This is a genomic window from Streptomyces sp. 2-1, assembly GCF_048564895.1.
GTDB classification, from domain to species: domain Bacteria; phylum Actinomycetota; class Actinomycetes; order Streptomycetales; family Streptomycetaceae; genus Streptomyces; species Streptomyces phaeochromogenes.
This window is the reverse complement of sequence record NZ_CP183383.1, coordinates 6,314,968-6,336,912: the sequence shown is the minus strand read 5'-3', so window position 1 is coordinate 6,336,912 and position 21,945 is coordinate 6,314,968. Positions and strand designations below refer to the sequence as shown.

General features: G+C 71.2%; 17 protein-coding genes. 3 read left to right on the top strand and 14 right to left on the bottom strand.

Annotation, left to right across the window (positions count from 1 at the left end; genetic code table 11):
- Positions 1-538: 538 nt before the first annotated feature.
- Positions 539-1,231: a metal-dependent transcriptional regulator gene (locus tag ACN20J_RS28135; protein WP_055617883.1), complete on the bottom strand. Its 693-nt coding sequence runs from the start codon at positions 1,229-1,231 to the stop codon at positions 539-541.
- A 283-nt stretch (positions 1,232-1,514) separates the two neighbouring features.
- Between ACN20J_RS28135 and ACN20J_RS28130 the strand changes: the two genes are divergently transcribed.
- Positions 1,515-2,270, top strand: a complete 756-nt coding sequence (locus ACN20J_RS28130; protein WP_190228992.1) for an SIS domain-containing protein — start codon at positions 1,515-1,517, stop codon at positions 2,268-2,270.
- A gap of 337 nt (positions 2,271-2,607) precedes the next feature.
- Here ACN20J_RS28130 and ACN20J_RS28125 read toward each other — a convergent pair whose 3' ends face one another.
- A complete protein-coding gene (locus tag ACN20J_RS28125; RefSeq protein ID WP_419667070.1) occupies positions 2,608-4,008 on the bottom strand; it encodes a PAS domain-containing protein in 1,401 nt (466 codons plus the stop codon).
- 779 nt (positions 4,009-4,787) lie between these two features.
- Between ACN20J_RS28125 and ACN20J_RS28120 the strand changes: the two genes are divergently transcribed.
- Positions 4,788-5,852 carry an isopenicillin N synthase family dioxygenase gene (locus ACN20J_RS28120; RefSeq protein WP_419667069.1) on the top strand — a complete coding sequence of 355 codons (1,065 nt, stop codon included), beginning with the start codon at positions 4,788-4,790 and terminating at the stop codon, positions 5,850-5,852.
- Between the two features lie 73 nt (positions 5,853-5,925).
- Here ACN20J_RS28120 and ACN20J_RS28115 read toward each other — a convergent pair whose 3' ends face one another.
- Positions 5,926-7,026, bottom strand: coding sequence for a citrate synthase 2 (locus tag ACN20J_RS28115; protein WP_189836902.1), 1,101 nt, complete (start codon positions 7,024-7,026; stop codon positions 5,926-5,928).
- Between the two features lie 301 nt (positions 7,027-7,327).
- Here ACN20J_RS28115 and pdxH point away from each other — a divergent pair, with 301 nt between their 5' ends.
- On the top strand, positions 7,328-7,993 hold the full coding sequence (pdxH, locus tag ACN20J_RS28110) for a pyridoxamine 5'-phosphate oxidase (protein ID WP_259333290.1): 666 nt from the start codon (positions 7,328-7,330) through the stop codon (positions 7,991-7,993).
- 12 nt (positions 7,994-8,005) lie between these two features.
- Here pdxH and ACN20J_RS28105 read toward each other — a convergent pair whose 3' ends face one another.
- The 11 genes from ACN20J_RS28105 to ACN20J_RS28055 all read right to left on the bottom strand — a co-directional run bounded on the left by ACN20J_RS28105 (position 8,006) and on the right by ACN20J_RS28055 (position 21,838).
- Positions 8,006-8,644, bottom strand: coding sequence for a TetR/AcrR family transcriptional regulator (locus tag ACN20J_RS28105; RefSeq protein WP_189836901.1), 639 nt, complete (start codon positions 8,642-8,644; stop codon positions 8,006-8,008).
- Positions 8,632-9,366, bottom strand: a complete 735-nt coding sequence (locus tag ACN20J_RS28100) for an enoyl-CoA hydratase family protein (protein ID WP_362001554.1) — start codon at positions 9,364-9,366, stop codon at positions 8,632-8,634. Before ACN20J_RS28100 ends, ACN20J_RS28105 begins: the two co-directional genes overlap by 13 nt.
- On the bottom strand, positions 9,363-10,955 hold the full coding sequence (locus ACN20J_RS28095) for a 4-coumarate--CoA ligase family protein (RefSeq protein ID WP_419668971.1): 1,593 nt from the start codon (positions 10,953-10,955) through the stop codon (positions 9,363-9,365). Before ACN20J_RS28095 ends, ACN20J_RS28100 begins: the two co-directional genes overlap by 4 nt.
- A gap of 62 nt (positions 10,956-11,017) precedes the next feature.
- Positions 11,018-12,178: an acyl-CoA dehydrogenase family protein gene (locus ACN20J_RS28090; RefSeq protein ID WP_190228987.1), complete on the bottom strand. Its 1,161-nt coding sequence runs from the start codon at positions 12,176-12,178 to the stop codon at positions 11,018-11,020.
- Between the two features lie 107 nt (positions 12,179-12,285).
- A complete protein-coding gene (locus ACN20J_RS28085; protein WP_419667068.1) occupies positions 12,286-14,157 on the bottom strand; it encodes an acetyl/propionyl/methylcrotonyl-CoA carboxylase subunit alpha in 1,872 nt (623 codons plus the stop codon).
- An 8-nt stretch (positions 14,158-14,165) separates the two neighbouring features.
- The gene (locus ACN20J_RS28080) at positions 14,166-15,764 is read right to left on the bottom strand and encodes an acyl-CoA carboxylase subunit beta (protein WP_419667067.1); all 1,599 of its coding nucleotides are present in this window, start codon (positions 15,762-15,764) and stop codon (positions 14,166-14,168) included.
- Positions 15,761-17,407 carry an acyclic terpene utilization AtuA family protein gene (locus tag ACN20J_RS28075; protein ID WP_419668970.1) on the bottom strand — a complete coding sequence of 549 codons (1,647 nt, stop codon included), beginning with the start codon at positions 17,405-17,407 and terminating at the stop codon, positions 15,761-15,763. Before ACN20J_RS28075 ends, ACN20J_RS28080 begins: the two co-directional genes overlap by 4 nt.
- 116 nt (positions 17,408-17,523) lie before the next feature.
- Positions 17,524-18,324 (bottom strand): TIGR03084 family metal-binding protein, encoded by an 801-nt coding sequence (locus ACN20J_RS28070; RefSeq protein WP_419667066.1) that lies wholly within the window; start codon positions 18,322-18,324, stop codon positions 17,524-17,526.
- A gap of 213 nt (positions 18,325-18,537) precedes the next feature.
- The gene (locus ACN20J_RS28065; protein ID WP_419668969.1) at positions 18,538-19,542 is read right to left on the bottom strand and encodes an EamA family transporter; all 1,005 of its coding nucleotides are present in this window, start codon (positions 19,540-19,542) and stop codon (positions 18,538-18,540) included.
- A 160-nt stretch (positions 19,543-19,702) separates the two neighbouring features.
- A complete protein-coding gene (gene rox / locus ACN20J_RS28060) occupies positions 19,703-21,223 on the bottom strand; it encodes a rifampin monooxygenase (RefSeq protein WP_419667065.1) in 1,521 nt (506 codons plus the stop codon).
- A gap of 180 nt (positions 21,224-21,403) precedes the next feature.
- Positions 21,404-21,838: an Lrp/AsnC family transcriptional regulator gene (locus tag ACN20J_RS28055; RefSeq protein ID WP_419667064.1), complete on the bottom strand. Its 435-nt coding sequence runs from the start codon at positions 21,836-21,838 to the stop codon at positions 21,404-21,406.
- Positions 21,839-21,945 lie beyond the last annotated feature (107 nt).

The following is a 21,945-nucleotide window of genomic DNA, read 5'->3' as shown; positions in this document are numbered from 1 at the left end:
GCTCAAGGATTGACCGCCGCCGCCGAGGGGAGATCTTCAACGGGAGGCGGGCCGCTCGGGGAAAACGGTCCGTGGGGAATGACCCTGGGAGCTCGGGGCTCCGGGTCAGCACAGGGGAGGACAGGCCCCGGCGCCTCAGGGCGCCGGGGCCCTCCTTACGTCCGCGGCACATCCTCCCGCCCCCTCCCCGACCGCGCACCGGCGCCGCTGCCGCCACGGTCAAGAGCCCTCAGGTCATATGCCTCTCGCGACAGCCTCGCACGCAAACGGCCCGACCGCTGCGATTCCGCACACTGAATCTTCATTTCTGAGCGAACACCGAGGTGGGACAACTGGGTTGTGTGTTACGGGAGTTGACGGTGGGTTCACCAAACGGGCAGGGCACACGAGCGGTGCCCCTGGCAGGCGCCGCGGGCTGTATCGCCACACGACTCCGCGCACGACTCCGCAAACGACTCCACAGACGGCTCCGCCGCGTGGGCGGGACAAGCCCTCACCGCCCCGCGGCCGAACAACGCGCCCCAAGCGGAGCGGAGCGCTACCGCTTGGCGACGAAAACGTGCGACGCGACGTCCGACTCCAGCTCCGCCGCCTCACCGCCACTGCCGACCAGGACCCCACCCGCGGACTCCGTCACGCTGACGACGGACCCGGGCTGCACGCCCGCCCTCCGCAGCGTGTACATCAGCTGCGCGTCCGTCTGGATCGGCTCACCGATGCGACGGACGACGACCGTCTTGCCGTCGATCCCGGGGTCGAGATCGGCCAGCGAGACCATGCCCGCGTCCAGGAACGGGTCCGCCCCGTCCTTCTCGCCCAGCTCCTCCAGGCCCGGGATCGGGTTGCCGTACGGCGACTCGGTGGGGTGGCGCAGCAGTTCGAGCACGCGCCGCTCGACCGCCTCGCTCATCACGTGCTCCCAGCGGCAGGCCTCGGCGTGCACCTGCTCCCACTCCAGACCGATCACGTCGACGAGCAGACACTCGGCGAGGCGGTGCTTGCGCATCACGCGCGTCGCGAGGCGGCGGCCCTCGTCCGTGAGCTCCAGGTGCCGGTCGCTGGCGACGGACACCAGGCCGTCGCGCTCCATGCGTGCCACGGTCTGGCTGACCGTCGGCCCGCTCTGGTCGAGCCGCTCGGCGATCCGGGCGCGCATGGGGACCACACCTTCCTCCTCCAGCTCGAGGATGGTGCGGAGATACATCTCCGTGGTGTCGATCAGTCCGGACATACGTGCCCCTCGATTAGCTCTGCCGGAGGCTGAGTGGCTCACCGGCGTGTGCGCTGGCCCTGGCACCAATTCTGACGCATCCCACTGACAACCGTGCCGCGCAGGTGAAACCGCGTGGTGACGAGTGCCGGCGCGAACGGCCGGATCATGAGCTCGGCCGGGCGGGAACGGGGGCCCTCAGCACCCAGTGTCGCCCCTGCCGACCGTATTGACACAGCACTGGTCCAGACCGCAACGTGATCCGCGACACGACCGGTGTGGACGGGGAGAGAGGGCTTCGCGCATGGGCGACAGCAAGCTGGCCGGGCAGTTCTTCGACGCCGCGATCGGCCTGCTGCAGCGGGTGCGGGACGAGGAGGCCGGGGCCGTCGAGGCCGCCGGGACGCTGATCGCCGACACGGTCGCCGACGGCGGGCGGCTCTTCGCGTTCGGCGCCGGGCACTCGTCGCTGGCCGCGCAGGACCTGGTGTACCGGGCGGGCGGCCTCGCGCTGATGAACCTGCTCGCCGTGCCGGGTGCCGTCGGGGTGGACGTCGTGCCGGCGACGCTGGGCTCCGCGCTGGAACGGGTCGACGGCCTGGCGAGCGCCGTCCTCGACACCAGCCCGGCCCGCTCCGGCGACGTACTCGTGATCATCTCCCTCTCCGGGCGCAACGCCCTCCCCGTGGAGATGGCGATGCACGCCCGCGCGCTGGGCCTCAAGGTCATCGGGGTCACGTCGGTCGCGTACGCCTCAGAGACGAAGCCCCGGAACGCCTCGGGTACGTATCTCAAGGACCACTGCGACGTCGTCCTCGACTCGAAGATCGCGATCGGCGACGCGGAGCTCACGCTCGAATCCGTCCCGGCACCGTTCGCGCCGGCCTCCACGGTCGTGACCTCCGCCCTTCTCCAGGCGGTCATGGCCACCGCGGCGGGCACCCTCGCCGACCGCGGCATCGAGCCCCCGCTCCTGCGCTCGGGCAACGTCGACGGCGGCCACGAGTGGAACGGCCGCGTGTTCGAGGAGTACGGGGACCGGATCTTCTACCACCGCTGAACGCTGCGCGGCCTGAGCGGGAGGGGTTCCGTGGGAGGGGGTTCCGTGGGGAGGGCGGTACGGAGAGTGCGGGCCGCCTGTGGTTGAACGCGCAGTTCCCCGCGCCCCTAAAAGCCCCCCTGCCAGCCCGCCCAGCCACCTTCTTTCAGCCCGTCCGGCGTTTGAGGACGAGGCCGTTCAGGCCGATCTCCCCACCCACCCCCATCAGCCCCGCCCACCCACTCAGCCCGTCCGGCGTTTGAGGACGAGCGCGTTCAGCGCGATGCGGGGGTTCGGGGGCGGAGCCCCTGAGTCAGGGACGGGAATGGGTAAGGGCGGCGGGGGCGAAGAAACCCCGTCACCCCCTCAACGCCTCCCCAAGATCCAGCACCGTCGCGATCCGAACCGCGACATCCTCCGCATACGTGGCATCGAGCCGCTCGAACTGCGTACGACTGGCCCCACGCAGAAACGTGACGACACCCAACGTCCGCCCCCGACTGCGCAACACCGCACACAGGGCATGGACGGAGTCCGCGGGCCACTGCCGCGCAACGGCCCACTCACGCGCCCGCTCCGGCTCACTCCCCCCGGCCCCCGCCCGCGCAGCCCCCGCACTGGCCCGCACGGACCCGATCCGCTCCACACACTGAAGCGCCGGATGCCCGTCGGCATACCGCACGGGCAGCCCCGCCCGCCCCGCGGGAAGGCTCGGCCCCGGCGCCCCGGAGGGCGTGGCGGCGGCCCGTACGAGCCGCACCGGACCCTCGCCGTCGGGCACGGAGCCACCGGCCACCCGGTCGATCAGCGCGTGATCGGCGAAGCCGGCCAGCGCGAAGTCGAGGTGGACGCTCGCGGCCTCGGCCGGGTCCTCGCACTCGGCGGCGGCGCGCGCGGCCCGGTGCAGCTGGTTGGTCCTGAACCGCAGGAGAGCCGCCTCCTGCTCGGTCTGCTTGGCCTCGGTCACGTCCTGGAAGAGCCAGCCCACCCCGAGCGGAACCGGTTCCTCCGCGAGCGGGGAGGCGAGCCGCAGGAAGCCGCTGCGCCAGCACCGCCGCTGCTCGCCCTCGGCGGTCCGCACGGCCACCCACATCTCGGCGGGCGCGGGCGGAGCACCCTCCGCGAGGACGTGCGTGAGGGCGCTCTCCAGCTCCTCCACGCCCTGCGCGAGCAGCTCACCCAGGGGGCGCCCCAGTACGGCCGTACGCCCCGCGCCGAACGCACGCGCCGCGTGCGCGTTGACGACGGCGGGCCGCAGATCGGCGTCGACGAGCACGACGCCCCAGGAGGCGTCGTCGAACAGCGCCTCGCTCAGCGCGATCGACCGCTCCAGATCGATCTGCGCATGCACCTCGCTGAAGGCGCAGTACACCCCGGCCGGCTTCCCGTCGGGACCCGGCACCGCGGCCGACTGGGTCCGTACGAGCACCCGGCCGCCGTCCTTGGTGAGCAGCGCGAACTCGTGGACCTGCCGTCCGGGCGCCTGCATCGCGGAGAGCAGCCGGCCCTCGACCTCCTCGGCGTCCGCGGGCCGTACGGCCCAGCCGGCGAACCCCTGCCGTCCGACCGCCTCGGCCGCCGTCCAGCCGAGGATCCGCTCCGCCTCCCGGTTCCAGTGCGTCACCACTCCGTCGGCGTCGAACGCGCACAGCGCCGCGTCCATCCCGTCGAGCAGAGCGGCGAGCAGATCGGCCCCGTCCCGCTCGGGCTCCTGCGGCCCGAGCTCGTCCGTGGTCCCACTACGCCGGGAAGCACTCACCTGGCACCCCCTGCAGGCCGTGTCGGCGTGTCCTGCGCGGTGTGCCCGCGCGTCTGATCACTCACTTCACTCATTACGAATCACTCACTAGGAATCATTCAACTCGAACGTGACGCAGCCCACATCTGGTTCCCACAAGATTGAGGAAATCGTTGTGTGCGGGCACGTCGGCGTACGGATCGATCAGCGGGTCCGTCTTGCGGCGGGACCACTGCCCGGGCCGCTGCCTGGACCGCCGCCGGGTCGACAACAGTGGTCGTACGACTCCGGACCGTCGCCGTCCAGAAAACCGGTTGAGGGATGCGGATCCGGTTCCTAATGTGTGTCGCACGCCGAAAGGAGGTGATCGGGTACATGTCTGAAACCCGGACCAGCGAGGTGGCTGCGGGCTAGCGGCCCGTCACCACATTCAGTGCGGTGCCGCGCCAGCGCGTGAGATGAGCGTGCAGCCGGCCCAATCTCAAGCAGTCACCCGACCCGCGAGCTCGCCGGTAAGTCCGGCCGGCTCCCTCCTCGGAGGGGACCAGAGTTCGCGGGTCGTCTGCGTTTCGCAGGTGTGTGAGGTGGGGCACTGGCGTATTGGGCGAGCGGGAGTACTCTTACGCCATGCTTCCGATGCTCGTTCGACGCCGTCACGTGGACTTCGTGCGCGTCACGAGCATGGGCTGTCGGCCTTCCGCCTGACCTCAGCCCCCTTCAGCTCTTTCACTTGGCACCTGTGGCCCCTCGCCCCACCCTCGGCGGCCGGCCCGGGCCCGTAACCCATGCGGACGCACACCATGACGAACCCGTTGAATCAGACGAGCCCGTTGAGTCATCAGACGAACTCGTTGAATCAGGCGTATCAGCAGCTTCCGATCATTGATCTTTCCGCGGCCGATCGCGGGCCTCAGGCGCGTGCGCTGCTGCACGCGCAGTTGCACAGCGCCGCGCACGACGTGGGGTTCTTCCAGCTCGTGGGGCACGGGGTGGGGGAAGGCGAGACAGCCGCTCTGCTCGACGCGATGCGTCGGTTCTTCGCGCTTCCCGAGGCGGACCGGCTCGCCATCGACAACGTCAACTCGCCCCATTTCCGCGGCTATACGCGGACCGGCGACGAGCGCACCGGCGGCAGCCGGGACTGGCGTGACCAGCTCGACATAGGGGCGGAGCGGCCCGCGCGGACGCCCGGTCCCGGTGAGCCCGCGTACTGGTGGCTGGAGGGGCCCAACCAGTGGCCCGCCGCGCTGCCGGAGCTGCGGACCGCCGCCCTGGCGTGGATCGACCGGCTCAGCTCCGTCGCGGCGCGGCTCCTGCGTGAGCTGCTCACCGCGATCGGGGCGCCCGCCAGTTTCTACGAGCCCGTGTTCGGTGAGCGTGCCCATCCCCATCTGAAGCTGGTCCGGTATCCGGGCAGTGCGGGGGACGGCGCAGGTCAGGGCGTCGGGGCGCACAAGGACTACGGGTTCCTGACGCTGTTGCTGCAGGACCAGGTCGGCGGGTTGCAGGTGCAGCGCGAGGACGGGATGTTCCATGACGTGCCGCCGATTCCGGGGGCGTTCGTGGTGAATCTGGGTGAGCTGCTGGAGGTGGCCACCGACGGGTATCTCGTCGCCACCAACCACCGGGTGGTCAGTCCGGCCGGTGCCACCGAGCGGTTCTCCGTTCCCTTCTTCTACAACCCCCGGCTCGACGCCCGGATCGAGCCGCTGCCCTTCCCGTACGCGTCCGCCGCGCCCGGTGTGACGAGCGACCCGGCGAATCCGCTCTTCGCGGAGTACGGGCGGAACGAGCTGAAGGGCAAGCTGCGGGCCCATCCGCTGGTCGCGGCCCGCCACCACGCGGAGCTGCTGGTCCCCGCGTGAGACGGGTGTGGCGGCTCCCCATGGAGAGCCGCCACATGGGCCGTGCGCACATGGACCCCGTACACATGAGAAATCAGTGGGCGATGTCCTCGTAGCCCTCGATCTCGCGCGGGTTGCGGGTGCCCGGGCCGACGTAGCGGGCGGAGGGCCGTACGAGGCGGCCCGTGCGCTTCTGTTCCAGGATGTGCGCGGACCAGCCGGCGGTGCGGGCACAGGTGAACATCGAGGTGAACATGTGGGCCGGGACCTCGGCGAAGTCGAGGACGATGGCGGCCCAGAACTCGACGTTCGTGGCGAGGACGCGGTCCGGGCGGCGGGCGTGGAGTTCCGCCAGGGCCGCCTTCTCCAGGGCCTCGGCGACCTCGAAGCGGGGGGCGCCGAGTTCGCGGGCGGTGCGGCGCAGGACGCGGGCGCGGGGGTCCTCGGCGCGGTACACGCGGTGGCCGAAGCCCATCAGCCGCTCGCCCTTGTCGAGGGCCTGCCGGACGTAGGCGTCGGCGTCGCCGGTGCGCTCGATCTCCTCGATCATGCCGAGGACGCGGGAGGGGGCGCCGCCGTGCAGGGGGCCGGACATGGCGCCGACGGCGCCCGAGAGGGCCGCCGCCACGTCGGCGCCGGTGGAGGCGATGACGCGGGCCGTGAAGGTGGACGCGTTCATGCCGTGTTCGGCGGCGGACGTCCAGTAGGCGTCGACGGCCGCGACGTGCTTGGGGTCGGGCTCGCCGCGCCAGCGGATCATGAAGCGTTCGACGACGGACTGGGCCTTGTCGATCTCGCGCTGCGGGACCATGGCCAGGCCCTGGCCGCGGGCGGACTGGGCGACGTACGAGAGGGCCATGACGGCGGCGCGGGCGAGGTCCGCGCGGGCCTGCTGCTCGTCGATGTCGAGGAGGGGGCGCAGGCCCCACACGGGCGCCAGCATGGCGAGCGCGGACTGGACGTCCACGCGGATGTCACCGGAGTGGACGGGGATCGGGAACGGCTCGGCGGGCGGCAGGCCGGGGTTGAAGGCTCCGTCGACGAGCAGTCCCCAGACGTTGCCGAAGGAGACGTGGCCGACCAGATCCTCGATGTCGACGCCCCGGTACCGCAGGGCGCCGCCCTCCTTGTCCGGTTCGGCGATCTCCGTCTCGAAAGCGACGACTCCTTCGAGCCCGGGTACGAAGTCGGACATCAGGCGGCTCCTCATGATGTGTGCGACAGATGGTTTGTGGGGTGTGCGAGGGTGCTCGTGACCATATGTCTGTGACGGGTGTGGCCGTCCGGTTCCGCGGTCGCCTCGTGGACTCGCGGTCCGTACGTCTCCCCGGTGATGCCCCGTCCGGATGGCGGTCACCCAACCGTTTCGGAAGCAGGACGATATCCCTTGGTGTCACCTTTGGGGAGAGTACGCGGCACTGAGTGCCAGGGCGTGATGAAGGCCACGCCCGCCGGGAGCTCCTCTGCCGCCTTTCGGAATACGGCAGGATGACCGCGTGACCGACCGTGAACCCGTCCTCGACCCGGCGTTGATGCGCAAGCACTACCGGGCCGAGGGAATCGACGAGACCGAGCTGGCCGACCACCCGATGGAGCAGTTCGGGCGCTGGTTCGCCCTGGCCGCGAGGGACGGCCTGCTGTACGAGCCGAACGCCATGGTCGTCTCCACCGCGGACGCCGAGGGGCGGCCCAGCTCCCGCACGGTCCTGCTGAAGCAGTACGACGAGCAGGGTTTCGTCTTCTTCACCAACTACGAGTCCCGCAAGGCGCGCGACCTCGCCGCCAACCCGTACGTCTCCCTGCTCTTCCCGTGGCATGCGATGGCCCGGCAGGTCATCGTCAGCGGTACGGCCCGGCGCACGGGCCGCGACGAGACGGCCGCGTACTTCCGCACCCGTCCGCACGGCTCCCAGCTCGGTGCCTGGACGAGCACCCAGTCCGCGGTGATCTCCTCCCGCGCCGACCTGGACACCGCGTACGCCGAACTGGCCGCCCGCTACCCCGAGGGCGAGCAGGTCCCGGTCCCCCCGAACTGGGGCGGCTTCCGCGTCGCGCCCCAGACGGTCGAGTTCTGGCAGGGCCGCGAGAACCGCCTCCACGACCGCCTGCGCTATGTGACCCAGGAGGACGGGTCGTGGCGGGTGGAGCGGCTCAGTCCGTGAGGGAGAGGGCCCTCAGCCCAGCGCCCCGTCCAAAATCTTCGACCACTGGCGTACCACGCCCTCCCGGCGGGCCCCGTCGTCCGTGAGGAGGTTGGCGAGGCCCAGGCCTCGGGACATGTCGAGGAAGCCCTGGACGGTTTCCCGGGCGCCGGGGCGGGATTCGTCGGCGTTGAGGAGTTCGATGGCTATGCGGTGGGTCTCGCGGCCCACGCGGGACTCCAACTCCGTTACGCGGGGGCGGAGTTGCTCTTCGTTGGAGGCGGCCACCCAGAGGTGGAGGGCGGCTCGGAACAACGGGCCCGTGTAGAGGTCGACGAGGGCGGCGACGACCGCGTGGCGGTTGGTGGGGCCGTCGGGGAACAGGTCGCGCAGGGCGGTGGAGCGTTCTTCGGCGACGTACTCGACGGCTGCGGTGAAGAGGTCCTCGCGGGTCGGGAAGTGGTGCTGGGCGGCGCCCCGGGAGACGCCGGCGCGTTCGGCGACGACGGAGACCGTGGAGCCGGCCCAGCCGTGTTCGGCGAGGCAGGCGACCGCGGCTTCGAGGAGGCGCTGCCGGGTGGCCCGGCTGCGGTCCTGCTTGGGTACGCGCTCGGCCGGCGGCGTGCCGTTCACCACGCCGCCGGTCGTGGCGCCACTGTTCACCGCACCCATGGAGGATCCCGTCGTTCGAGGAAGGCGGTCATTCCCTCGCGGGCCTGCGCGGAGGAGAACAGCCGGGCCGAGAGCGCGGTGAGGTCGGCCGCGTCCCGGTCGAAGGTGTCCAGCACCTTAGCCGTGAGCAGCCGTTTCGTCTCGGCGAGCCCTTGTGGGGAGGATCGCCGCAGCCCGTCGAGCACGGGCGCGAGTACGTCGTCGGCGTCCTCGCCCGCCGCCGTGACCAGGCCGATCCGGGCGGCCTCGGCCGCGTCGAACTTCTCCCCCGTGAGGTAGTAGCGGGCCACCGCGCGCGGGTCGAGCCGTGGCAGCAGGGGCAGCGAGATCACGGCGGGGGCGACCCCGATGCGTACCTCCGTGAAGGCGAACGTGGCCTCCTGGGAGGCGACGGCGATGTCACAGGCGCCGAGCAGTCCGAGGCCGCCCGCGCGCACATGGCCGGTGACGCGGGCGACGACGGGTCTGGGCAGTTCGACGATCTGGCGGAGCAGGGCGACCAGGACGTCGGGGTCGGGCGGATCGCGCAGGTCCGCGCCCGCGCTGAAGGTGTTGCCGGTGTGGGTGAGGACGACGGCGCGTACGTCGGCGTCCTTGCCGCACTCCGTGAGCGCGTCCGCCAGCTCGCCCACCAGCCGGGCGGAGAGGGCGTTGCGCCGCTCGGGCGCGTCGAGCGCGAGGGTGGTGATCCCGCGCTCGTGCGCCCGCCGTACCACCGTCATGCGCGCTCCTTCAGTTCCCGTGGCTCCCGCAGTTCTCGCAGTTCCCGGCGCAGGATCTTGCCGGAGGCCGCCCTGGGCACGCCTTCGATGAAGACGACCTGCCTGATCTTCTTGTACGGGGCGACGCGCTCGGCGACGTACCCCATGACGTCGTCCTCGGTGAGGCCGTCGGCGGCCGGCTGGCGCACCACGTACGCGTGCGGCCGTTCGTTGTTGTCGCTGTCGTAGACGCCGATGACGGCGGCGTCGGCGATGCCGGGGTGCGTGAGCAGGAGGGCCTCCAGTTCGGCGGGGGCCACCTGGAAGCCCTTGTACTTGATGAGTTCCTTGACGCGGTCGACGACGTACAGCCAGCCGCCCGTGTCGACGTGCCCGACGTCCCCGGTGTGCAGCCAGCCGTTCTCGTCGATCATCGCGGCGGTCGCCTCGGGGCGGCCGAGGTAGCCCTTCATGACCTGTGGTCCGCGGATGACGATCTCGCCGCGCTCGTCGACGCCGACGTCCTTGCCGGGGTCGTCGAGGGAAACGATGCGCATCTCGGTGCCGGGGATGAGTTTTCCGACGCTTCCGGGGGGCGGGTTCACGGAGTCCCGGGGTACGACGTGCGTGCCGGGCGAGAGTTCCGTCATGCCGTACGCCTGGCCGACGGGCGGCAGTCCCAGCCTGCGCGAACAGGCCTCCGCCAGCTCGGCGTCCAGGGGCGCGGCGGCGCTGATGATGTACTCCAGGGACGACAGGTCGTAGCCCTCGACGGCCGGGTGCTTGGCGAGGGCGAGGACGATCGGCGGGGCCACGTACAGGCCGGTGATGCGGTGTTTCTCGATGGCCGCGAGGAACGTCTCCAGGTCGAAGCGCGGCAGTACGACGACGGTGGCGCCCTGCCTGAGGGGCGCGTTCATGAGGGCGGTGAGCCCGTAGATGTGGAAGAACGGCAGGACCGCGAGGATGCGGTCGCCGGGGCCCATCGGCATGGTGGGCGACAGCTGGGCGAGGTTGGTGGCGATGTTCCGGTGGGTGAGCATCACGCCCTTGGGGATGCCGGTCGTCCCGGAGGAGTACGGGAGGGCCGCCACGTCCTCCACCGGGTCGATGTCGATCTGCGGCTCGGGGGCCGTGGAGCCCAGCATGTCGAGCAGCGAGCGGTGTCCTGGTGCCTGGTCGCAGACAAAAATCTCCCGTACGCCGCCCGCGAGTTCGGCCGCCGTACGGGCCGTGTCGAGGAGCGGTGACACGGTGACGATCCACTCGGCCTTGCAGTCCCGCAGCTGCTTGGCGAACTCCTCGGCCGTGGCGAGCGGATGCACGGTGGTGACCGACGCCCCCGCGCGCGTGGCGGCGAAGAACGCCACGGGGAAGGCGACGGTGTTGGGGCTGTGCAGCGCCAGCACGTCCCCCTTGGCGACCCCGAGGTCGGCGAGCTCGGCGGCGATCCGCCGGTGGAACGTGTCGAGTTGGGCGTAGGTGAGGGTCATCCCGTCCACGCCGTCGATCAGCGCGGGCGTGTCGCCCCGGGAGGCGGCGCGGCCCAGCACCGCCTCGTGGATGGGTTCTTCGACGGCGGGGACGTCTTCGTACTCGCTGCGGAACACCATGGCGGGCCCTTTCAGGAGTCGAACCGGAGGCTCGGCCGGAAGCTGTAGGGGAGATAGTGCTAGTAGGACTTCGGCAGGCCCAGGGTCTGGTGCGAGACGTAGTTGAGGATCATCTCCCGGCTGACGGGCGCGATCCGGGCCACGCGGGACGCGGTGATGAGGGACGCGAGGCCGAACTCGCCGGTCAGGCCGTTGCCGCCGAGGGTGTGCACGGACTGGTCGACCGCTTTCACACAGGCTTCGCCGGCCGCGTACTTGGCCATGTTGGCGGCCTCTCCGGCTCCCGCGTCGTCCCCGGAGTCGTAGAGGAAGGCCGCCTTCTGCATCATCAGACGGGCGAGTTCCAGGTCGATGTGCGCCTGCGCCAGGGGGTGCGCGATGGCCTGGTGGGCGCCGATCGGGTCCCGCCAGACGGTGCGTTCGCGGGCGTAGGTGATGGCCCTGGAGAGGGCGTAGCGGCCCATGCCGATCGCGAAGGCGGCGGTCATGATGCGCTCGGGGTTGAGGCCCGCGAAGAGCTGGAGCAGGCCCGCGTCCTCGTCTCCGACGAGAGCCTCGGCGGGCAGGCGTACGTCGTCGAGGGTGAGCTCGAACTGCTTCTCCGCGCCGTGCAGTTCCATGTCGATCTGGCGGCGTTCGAAGCCGGGGGCGTCGCGCGGGACGATGAACAGGCAGGGCTTGAGCTTGCCCGTACGGGCGTCCTCCGCGCGGCCAACGATGAGGGTGGCGTCCGCGATGTCCACGCCCGAGATGAAGACCTTGCGGCCCTTGAGGATCCAGTCGGTTCCGTCCCGGCGGGCCGTCGTGGTGATGCGGTGGCTGTTGGAGCCGGCGTCGGGTTCGGTGATGCCGAACGCCATGGTGCGGGTTCCGTCGGCCAGGGCCGGGAGCCACTCTTGCTTTTGGGTGTCCGTGCCGAAGCGGGCGATCACCGTGCCGCAGATGGCCGGGGAGACGACCATCATGAGGAGGGGGCAGCCTGCGGCGCCCAACTCCTCCAGGACGATGGAGAGTTCGGCGATGCCGCCGCCTCCGCCTCCGTATTCCTCGGGGAGGTTGACGCCCAGGTAGCCGAGCTTGGCTGCCTCTGACCAGAGTTCGTCGGGGTGGGCGCCTGCCGCGATGACCTTGGTGAGGTATTCGCGGCCGTAGCGGGTGCCGAGGGCGGCTACGGCTGCTCGGAGGGCCTTGTGTTCGTCTGTTTCGAGGACCGTTGTCATTGGGGGCTCCTCAGGGGGAGGGGGGTCGTGGCGTTTGGAGGGTGCGGGTTCGTCGTGGCTGGGTGCGCAGTTCCCCGCGCCCCTGAAAGCGGCCGGTCTCGACGCCCCTAGAGGGGCGCCTCTTGTTGGACGACCGCCAGCAGCGCGCCCACCTCGACCTGCTGGCCCGGAGCCGCGTGCAAGGCCGTGAGCGTGCCTGTCGCCGGGGCGGTGATCTTGTGTTCCATCTTCATCGCCTCCAGCCAGATGAGGGGGTCTCCGGCCTTCACGGCGGAGCCGGTGGTCAGGCCGTCGGCGATGCGGGCGACCGTGCCGGGCATGGGGGCGAGGAGGGAGCCGGGGGCCTGCTGGGCGGCGGGGTCCGGGAAGCGGGGCAGGGCGGTGAGCGCGGTGGCGTTCACGTACACGCGGTCGCCGTGGCGGGTGACGTCGAACTTCCGTCGTACGCCGTCGATTTCGAGTACGACGAGATCCGCGGCGGCGCTCAGCACGCGGACGCCGTCGGCCGTCAGGCCCTCGCGGGTGTGCCGGTAGTGGACCTCGTGTTCGCCGTGCGCCGAGGCGTAGCGCTTGGTCTGCGGCTGGGAGGGCAGGTTGCGCCAGCCGCCGAACCGGGAGCGGCCGTGGGCGTCCGCGAGGGCGGCGGCCAAGGGTGCGTACGGGTCCGGGGCGGTCGTGGTGAGGTCGGCCAGGTGGCGTTCGTAGAAGGCCGTGTCCATGCGGGCCGTCGTGAACTCCTCGTGGCGCAGGGAGCGTACGAGGAGGTCGCGGTTGGTGACCGGGCCGTGGATCGTGGCGCGCTCCAGGGCGCCGGCGAGGCGGCGGACGGCCTCCGCGCGCGTGGGGGCGTGCGCGACGGCCTTGGCGAGCATGGCGTCGTAGTGGACGCCGATCGTGTCGCCGTCCTCGTAGCCGGTGTCCAGGCGGATGCCGGGTACGGAGAGGCGGTGCAGGGTGCCGGTCTGCGGGGCCCAGTTCTGGGCGGGGTCCTCGGCGTAGAGGCGGGCCTCGACGGCGTGGCCGGACGGCCGCGGCGGTTCGCCGTCCAGGCGCTCCCCCTCGGCGACGCTCAGCTGCAGGGCGACCAGGTCGATGCCGAACACGGCCTCGGTGACGGGGTGTTCGACCTGGAGGCGGGTGTTCATCTCCAGGAAGTGGACGTCGTCCCCGGAGACGAGGAACTCGACGGTGCCCGCGCCCGCGTAGGTGATCGTGCGGGCGGCGGCCGTCGCCGCGGAGTGCAGGCGCTCCTCGACGCCGGGGGCGAGGCTTGGCGCGGGGGCCTCCTCGATCACCTTCTGGTGGCGGCGCTGGAGGGAGCAGTCGCGGGTGCCGTACGCCCACACGGTGCCGTGGGTGTCGGCGACGATCTGCACCTCGACATGGCGTCCGTGCTCGACGTAGGGCTCGACGAAGACCGTGCCGTCCCCGAAGGCGCTCCGGGCCTCGATGGACGCGGCCTTCAACTCGCTTTCCAGGTCGGCCAGTTCGCGGACGATCCTCATGCCGCGGCCGCCGCCGCCCGACGCCGCCTTCACCAGGACCGGCAGATCGGCCTCGGTCACCGCGTCCGGGTCGAGGGGAGCGAGCAACGGCACCCCGGCGGCCGCCATCAGCTCCTTGGCGCGGGTCTTGGAGGCCATCGCCTCGATCGCCTCGGGCGGCGGGCCGATCCAGACCAGGCCCGCGTCGAGGACGGCCCGCGCGAAGTCGGCGTTCTCGGACAGGAAGCCGTACCCGGGGTGCACGGCCTCCGCGCCGGCCGTCAGCGCGGCCTTCACGATCAGTTCGCCGCGCAGATACGTCTCGGTGGGCGTCGCGCCCGGCAGGCGTACCGCGGTGTCGGCCACGCGCGTGTGGAGGGCGTTCTCGTCGGCGTCCGAGTAGACGGCGACAGTTCGGATGTCCAACTCACGGCAGGTTCGGAAGACTCGGCAGGCGATCTCGCCCCGGTTGGCGACGAGCACACTCGAAATCATGGGACCTCTCACATCCGGAAGACGCCGAAGCCGCCGCGTGCGCCCTCGTAGGGCGCCGTGTGGATCGCGGACAGGCACAGGCCGAGGACGGTGCGGGTGTCACGGGGGTCGATGACCCCGTCGTCGTACAGCCGCCCGGACAGGAACATCGGCAGGGACTCGGACTCGATCTGCTGCTCGACCATGGCACGCAGGGCGGCGTCGGCGTCCTCGTCGTAGGGCTGCCCCTTCGCGGCGGCGGACTGCCGGGCGACGATCGACAGGACGCCCGCGAGCTGCTGGGGGCCCATGACGGCGGACTTGGCGCTGGGCCAGGCGAAGAGGAAGCGCGGGTCGTACGCCCGCCCGCACATGCCGTAGTGCCCGGCTCCGTACGACGCGCCCATGAGCACGGAGAGGTGCGGTACGCGGCTGTTGCTCACCGCGTTGATCATCATCGCGCCGTGCTTGATGATGCCGCCCTGCTCGTACTCCTTGCCGACCATGTAGCCGGTGGTGTTGTGCAGGAAGAGGAGCGGGATGTCGCGCTGGTTGGCCAACTGGATGAACTGGGCGGCCTTCTGGGACTCCTCGCTGAAGAGGACTCCTTGGGCGTTCGCCAGCACCCCGACGGGATAGCCGTGGAGCGCCGCCCAGCCGGTGACCAGGCTGCTCCCGTACAGCGGCTTGAACTCGTCGAAGTCGGAGCCGTCGACGAGGCGCGCGACGACCTCCCGCGGGTCGAAGGGCGTGCGCAGATCCCCGGGCACGATGCCCAGCAGCTCGTCCTCGTCGTACTTGGGAGGGACGGCCGGGCCCGGATCGCCGTACGCCTTGCGGTGGTTGAGGCGGGCGACGACGCGGCGCGCCTGCCTGAGGGCGTCCTGCTCGTCGACGGCGAAGTAGTCGGCGAGGCCCGACACGCGCGCGTGCATCTCGGCGCCGCCCAGCGACTCGTCGTCGCTCTCCTCGCCGGTGGCCATCTTGACCAGCGGCGGACCGCCGAGGAAGACCTTCGCCCGCTCCTTGACCATGATCACGTGGTCGGACATGCCGGGGATGTACGCGCCACCGGCCGTGGAGTTCCCGAAGACGACGGCGACGGTCGGGATGCCGGCCGCCGAGAGCCGGGTGATGTCACGGAAGATGGCACCCCCGGGGATGAAGATCTCCTTCTGCGAGGGCAGGTCCGCGCCGCCGGACTCGACGAGGCTGATGCAGGGCAGACGGTTGGCGAGCGCGATGTCGTTCGCCCTCAGGGCCTTCTTCAGGCTCCAGGGGTTGCTGGCGCCGCCGCGCACGGTCGGGTCGTTCGCCGTGATCAGGCACTCCACGCCCTCGACGACCCCGATGCCGGTGACGAGCGAGGCGCCGACCGCGTAGTCGCTCCCCCAGGCGGCGAGCGGCGACAGCTCCAGGAACGGTGTGTCGGGGTCGAGGAGCAGCTCGATGCGCTCACGGGCGAGCAGTTTGCCGCGCTTGCGGTGCCGGGCGACGTACTTCTCGCCGCCGCCCGCGAGGGCCTTCGCGTGCTCCGTGCCGAGCTCGGTGAGCTTGGCGAGCATGGCCTCGCGGTGGGCGGCGTAGTCCGGGGAGCCGGTGTCCAGCGCGGACGCCAGGACCGTCACAGCAGTACCTCCGGGATGTCGAGGTGGCGGGAGCGCAGCCATTCGCCGAGCGCCTTGGCCTGCGGATCGAAACGGTGCTGGGCGGCGACACCCTCGCCGAGAACTCCCTCTACTACGAAGTTGAGGGCGCGCAGGTTCGGCAGCACATGGCGTACGACGGTCAAGTCGGCCGTTTCCGGAAGGAGTTCGCGGAACCGGTCGGTGGTGAGGGTGTGCGCCAGCCAGCGCCAGGCCTCGTCCGAGCGGGCCCAGACGCCGACGTTCGCGTTGCCGCCCTTGTCACCGCTGCGGGCTCCGGCAACGAGGCCGAGGGGGGCGCGGCGGGTCGGTCCCGGGGGTGCGGGTTCGGGTAGCGCGTCGGGCAGCGGGGGTTCCTCCAGCGGCTCCAGTACGCGGGTGTCCTGGGCCGGCATCACATGGATCCGGTGGCCGTCGTGGAGGACGGCCATATGGTCCACGTCGCCATGGGGGACGTACACATCCTCGAAGACCCCATAGGGCGCGCCCTTTCCAGGTGGCGCCAACACATGGAATCCGGGGTAGCTGCCGAGCGCCAGCTCGACGGCGGCTCCGCTGAGGGTCCGGCCCACGGTGTCCTGGTCGGGGTCGCGCACGACGAGCCGAAGGAGGGCGCTGGCCGTCTCCTCGGTGGGGGCGTCGGTGTGGTCGGTGCGGGCGAGGTCCCAACGGACGTCGTCGGGGCGGGACTTGGCCGCCATGAGCGCGGTCTCCAGCTGGGCCCGTACAAGCGCGGCCTTCTTCTCGATCTCGAGCCCGGTCAGGACGAAGACGACCTCGTTGCGGAAGCCGCCGAGCCGGTTGAGCCCGACCTTGAGGGTGGGCGGCGGGGCCTCGCCGCGCACACCGTCGATGCGTACCCGGTCCGGGCCCTCCTGGGTGAGCCGGACCGAGTCGAGGCGCGCGGTGACGTCGGGGCCCGCGTACCGGGCGCCGGACGTCTCGTACAGGAGCTGGGCGGTGACCGTGCCGAGGTCGACGACGCCGCCGGTGCCGTCGTGCTTGGTGATGACGCTCGTGCCGTCCTCGTGGATCTCGGCGACGGGGAAGCCCGGGTGGTGCAGGCGCTCCGGGTCGTGCTCGGCGAAGAAGGCGTAGTTGCCGCCGGTGGCCTGCGTGCCGCACTCCAGCACGTGCCCGGCGACGACGGCACCCGCGAGCCGGTCGTACGCGTCCGGTGCCCAGCCGAAATGGGCGGCGGCCGGCCCCGTGACCAGGGCGGCGTCGGTGACACGGCCGGTGACGACGATGTCCGCGCCCTCGCGGAGGCAGGTGGCGATGCCTTCGCCGCCCAGGTAGGCGTGCGCGGCGAGGCTCTTGGGGTGGCGGGCGGTGAGGTCGTCGCCCTCGACGTGCGCGACCCGCGCCGGGATGCCGAGCCGCTGGGCCAACTCCCGCACGGCGTCGGCGAGTCCGGCCGGGTTGAGGCCGCCGGCGTTGGCGACGATCCGTACGCCCTTCTCGTGTGCGAGCCCGAGACACTCCTCCAACTGCCGCAGGAAGGTGCGCGCGTAGCCGCCGGCCGGGTTCTTGAGGCGGTCGCGGCCGAGGATGAGCATGGTCAGCTCGGCGAGATAGTCGCCGGTCAGCACGTCCAGGGGGCCGCCGGTGAGCATCTCGCGCATCGCGTCGAACCGGTCGCCGTAGAAGCCGGAGGCGTTACCGATGCGGAGGGGGCGGGCGTGGGGGTGGGGGCTTGCACCGGGGCTGGGGCGGGGGCTGGGACTGGGGGCTGCCTCGGTCATTCCGTGGCTCCCTTCGGGGGGCGTCCCCCACCCGGCGGACCCGCGAAGGCCTGCGCGATGTCGAGCCAGCGGTCGGCGTCGGCCCCCTGCGCCCGTACGGCGAGGTCGGCGCGGTGGGCCCGCCGGGTGACCAGCAGGCAGAAGTCGAGGGCGGGGCCGGTGACGCGCTGGGCGGCGTCCTCGGGGCCGTACGTCCACAGCTCGCCGTCGCCCGAGGGTGCCGTCAGCTCGACCCGGAACTCCTCCTCGGGTGGGGTGAGTCCCCGTACCCCGAAGGCGAAGTCCCGGGCCCGCACCCCGATGCGGGCCACATGCCGCAGCCGGTCGGTGGGTGGCCTCATCACATGCAACGCGTCGGCGATGTCCTGCCCGTGGGCCCAGGTCTCCATGAGCCGAGCGGTCGCCATGGAGGCGCCGGACATGGGCGGCCCGTACCAGGGGAAGCGCACTCCCCTGGGTGCCGAACTCAGCACCTTGTGCAGGGCGTCACGCCCCGCGCGCCACTCGGCGAGCAGCCGTGCGGGCGGCAGCCCGGAGCCCTCCTCGGCACCCTCGTCGACGAACCGGTCCGGGGCGGCGAGCGCCTTCTCCACCTCCGCCCCGAAGGCCTCCAGGTCGGTCGCGGCGAGCAGCGCCGACCGGTCGGTCCAGGCGAGATGCGCGATCTGATGGGCGACGGTCCAGCCGGCCGCCGGGGTCGCGAGCGCCCAGGCGTCCTCGCTCAACTCCCCCACCAGCCGGTCGAGTTCCTCGCTCTCGTCGCGCAGGTCGTCGAACACGGGCGTCGGATCGGTCACGATGCGCTCCCCTCGGGCACGGCGGTGTGCGGCGCGGTGTGCCCAGGAGCATGACAGTGGTCACAGAAACAAGCAAGCGTGCTTGCATTATTGAAACCGGGATGGCGGATGCGTGCCTGGGGGGGAGGCGGGAGAAGCCTGCGTGCCTGGGAGGGGAGGTGGGAGAAGCCCGTCGGCCGGTGTCGCCCTGGGTTCTCGACGCCCGAGCGGTGCCTAGGAGTCCAGCCCCTTGGCCCTGCCCCGGCCCACCTGGGTGCGTACGGCCCCCATGCTCGCCGCGATGACGAGGGTGATCGCCAGGGCCTCCGTCATGGAGAGGGTCTGGCTCAGGACGAGGAAGCCGGCGATGGAGGCGACGGCCGGTTCGAGGCTCATGAGGACGGCGAAGGTGGAGGCGGGCAGGCGGCGCAGCGCGAGGAGTTCGAGGGTGTAGGGGAGCACGGAGGAGAGGACGGCGACGGCGGAGCCAAGGGCGATCGTGGTCGGGTCCAGCAGCTTCGTGCCCGACTCGACGAGCCCGAGCGGCAGGAACAGCACGGCCGCGACCGCCATGGCGAGCGCCAGCCCGTCGGCCTGCGGGAAGCGACGGCCCGTACGGGCACTGAAGACGATGTACGCGGCCCACATGGCGCCGGCCGACAGGGCGAACGCGACGCCGACCGGGTCGAGGCTGTCGAAGCCTCCGCCGCCGAGGAGGAAGACGCCGCCGAGGGCGAGGCCGGCCCAGACGAAGTTGAGGGCGCGGCGGGAGGCCACCACCGAGAGCACGAGGGGGCCGAGCACTTCCAGCGTGACGGCGGGGCCGAGTGGGATGCGGGCGACCGACTGGTAGAAGAGGCCGTTCATCGCGGCCATCGTGATGCCGAAGACGACGACGGTTCCCCAGTCGGTGCGCAAGTGCCCGCGCAGCTTGGGGCGGCAGACCACGAGCATCACGATCGCGGCGACCACGAGGCGGAGCGTGACCACGCCGAGCGCTCCGGTGCGCGGCATGAGCGTCACGGCGAGGGCGCCGCCGAACTGGACGGAGATGCCTCCGGCGAGCACGAGTCCTACGGGGCCGAGGGCCCGGATTCCGCGCGGGCCGCCCGTCGAGCCACTCGTCGGAGCGCCCGTCGAACTGTCCGTCGGGCCGGCCCCCGGGTCGGATACGGGGGCCGGTCCGGCAACGGCGGCCGTGGGGTCGGTGACCGACGGGGACCGGTCAGCGCTGGGGATGTTCACGGGGCCGTCCAGGGAGGTTCGGGTCGAGAGCTGTTGTACGTTGCAGTGCATCGTGATGGACTTGCCGGTCCAGGGTAATGGACCCAGTCAGGGCTGTACAACAGTTTTGCGGCTTACGCTGCTGTGAAATGTCCTGAGTGACCTGGCGCCGGAATCAGTTGGCTGGTTTGCCGAACCAGCGGGAGAGATGCGCGTCCAGGTCCTGTTGGTCGTCGCCGATCCAGGCGACGTGGCCGTCGGGGCGCAGCAGGACGCACGGAACATCCAGTACCGCGGTGGGATCCGCGAGGTGGTCGACCCGGTCCGACCAGCCGCCGACGGTCAGACGTGCGGTGCGGTCCAGCAGGAGGCCGCGGCCTCGATGCAGCAGACCGTAGAGGTGGCCCTGTTTCACCTCGATGTCGCGCAGGCGGCGGCCGAGCAGGTCGGGTCCGTCGCCGAAGTCGTAGCGGATGTCGATCGCGGCGATCTTCTCGATCAGACGGCGGTTCACCTCGTCGATGTCCATCAGTTCGGTGAGCAGCCTGCGCAGGGCCTGCGGGCCCGGTTCGGTGGAATGCAGTTCCATCTGGGCGCGGGTGTTGTCCAGTACGTCCTCGGCGACCGGACGACGTTCGGTCTGGTAGGTGTCCAGCAGTGCTTCCGGTGCCCAGCCGCGGATCTGTGCGGCCAGTTTCCAGCCGAGGTTGAACGCGTCCTGGACGCCCAGGTTGAGGCCCTGTCCGCCGGTGGGCGGATGGATGTGGGCCGCATCGCCGGCCAGCAGCACCCGCCCGACCCGATAGAGCTCGGCCAGCCGCGTGGCGTCCCCGAAGCGGGACAACCAGCGCGGGGAGTGCACGCCGAAATCGGTTCCGGCGATGGCCCGCAGCTGTTGCTTGAAATCCTGGAGAGTGGGCGGTTCCGCGCGATCGGCCACTCCCGCGGCGGGGACCACGACGCTGTACGCCCCTCCGCCGAAGGGCCTCAGCCAGAATCGCTTGTTGGTCTCGCCGATCTCGGCCACCTTCGCGGCGACCTCCTCCTGCGGCACACCCACTTCCATCTCGCCCATCAGCGTCTCGGTCCGCGAGGGCTCGCCGGGGAAGCCGACACCGAGCAGTTTGCGCACCGCACTGCGCCCGCCGTCACAGCCGACGAGATAGCGCGCACGCAGTTGCTCGCCGTCAGCCAGGTCGACGGTCACGCCCTCGTCGTCCTGCTCGAAACTGGCCACCGCACAACCGCGCCGGACCTGCGCGCCCAGTTGGACCGCATGCTCCTCGAGCAGGCGGACGATGACCGGGTGCGGGATGCCCAGCAGATAGGCGTGCGCGGAGTCCAGGCCCTCGGGAGCGGGTTTGCTGATGCCGGCGAAGAATCCGGCGGCCGGACGCCGCCTTCCGTGTTCGAGAACGCGGTCCAGCAGTCCGCGCATCGCCATCAGCTCAAGACTGCGAATGTGCAGACCGACGATGCGGACGAACGGCGCGGGCTCGGTCTCCTTCTCCAGAACGAGTACCCGCACATCGTGCAGCCGCAGTTCGGCGGCCAGCATCGCGCCGGTCGGCCCGCATCCGGCGACGATCACGTCGTACGGGACCGGATGCGGATACGGATCCGCATCCGACGGCGACGGCGACGGCGACGGCGACGGCGACGGCGACGGCTCGGCGGTGAACTGTGGAGAGTTCATAGGTGTTGCCTTTCGGGAGTGCCTTGTTGAGGCGCTCCCGGCGACACCTACGTCAATCGCCGGCCGTGACAGGAAGGGGGAGCACCCACGTCGATACAGCGTTCATGGGTCTCACCTCCTCGGGCGGTGTCACGGTCGCCTGGAAGCTACAAGCCCGAGCATCGTCCGGTCCAACCCTTTTCATCCGTTGGCCAGGCGGTGCAGGAGGGACCGGGGCCGGTAGGGGATGACCTCGGCCAGGGAGATGGCGGTGCTGGTGCGGTCGACTCCGTCGATGGCGAGGATCGCCTTGGTGATGCGGTGCAGGTCGGTGGTGTCCTTGGCGACGACGTGCGCGAGGAGGTCGGCGTCGCCGGTCGTGTAGTGGACCTCGACGACCTCGGGGAGGGCGAGCAGTCCCTCATGGACGCTCTCGGGCTCGGCCTGGCTCATCGTCAGCGACATGAACGCCACCAGCCCGTATCCGAGGGCGGCAGGGTCGACGCGCCGACTGAAGGGCTTGAGCGCGTCCTCGGCAGCCATCCTCCGCAGCCGGGCGTGAACGGTGTTCCGGGCCACACCCGGCGGCTGGCACTCCACCTGGTGGATGACCTGCGCTTGCGCGGCGGTTGGCATCGCCCTCAGCCTCCGACTCCGACTCACGTCCCGGGCCACGGCCGCACAGCCCTCCCGGCCCCCACGGGACCGCTGACGGCGTCGTGTCACACGCTTGTGTCTCGATC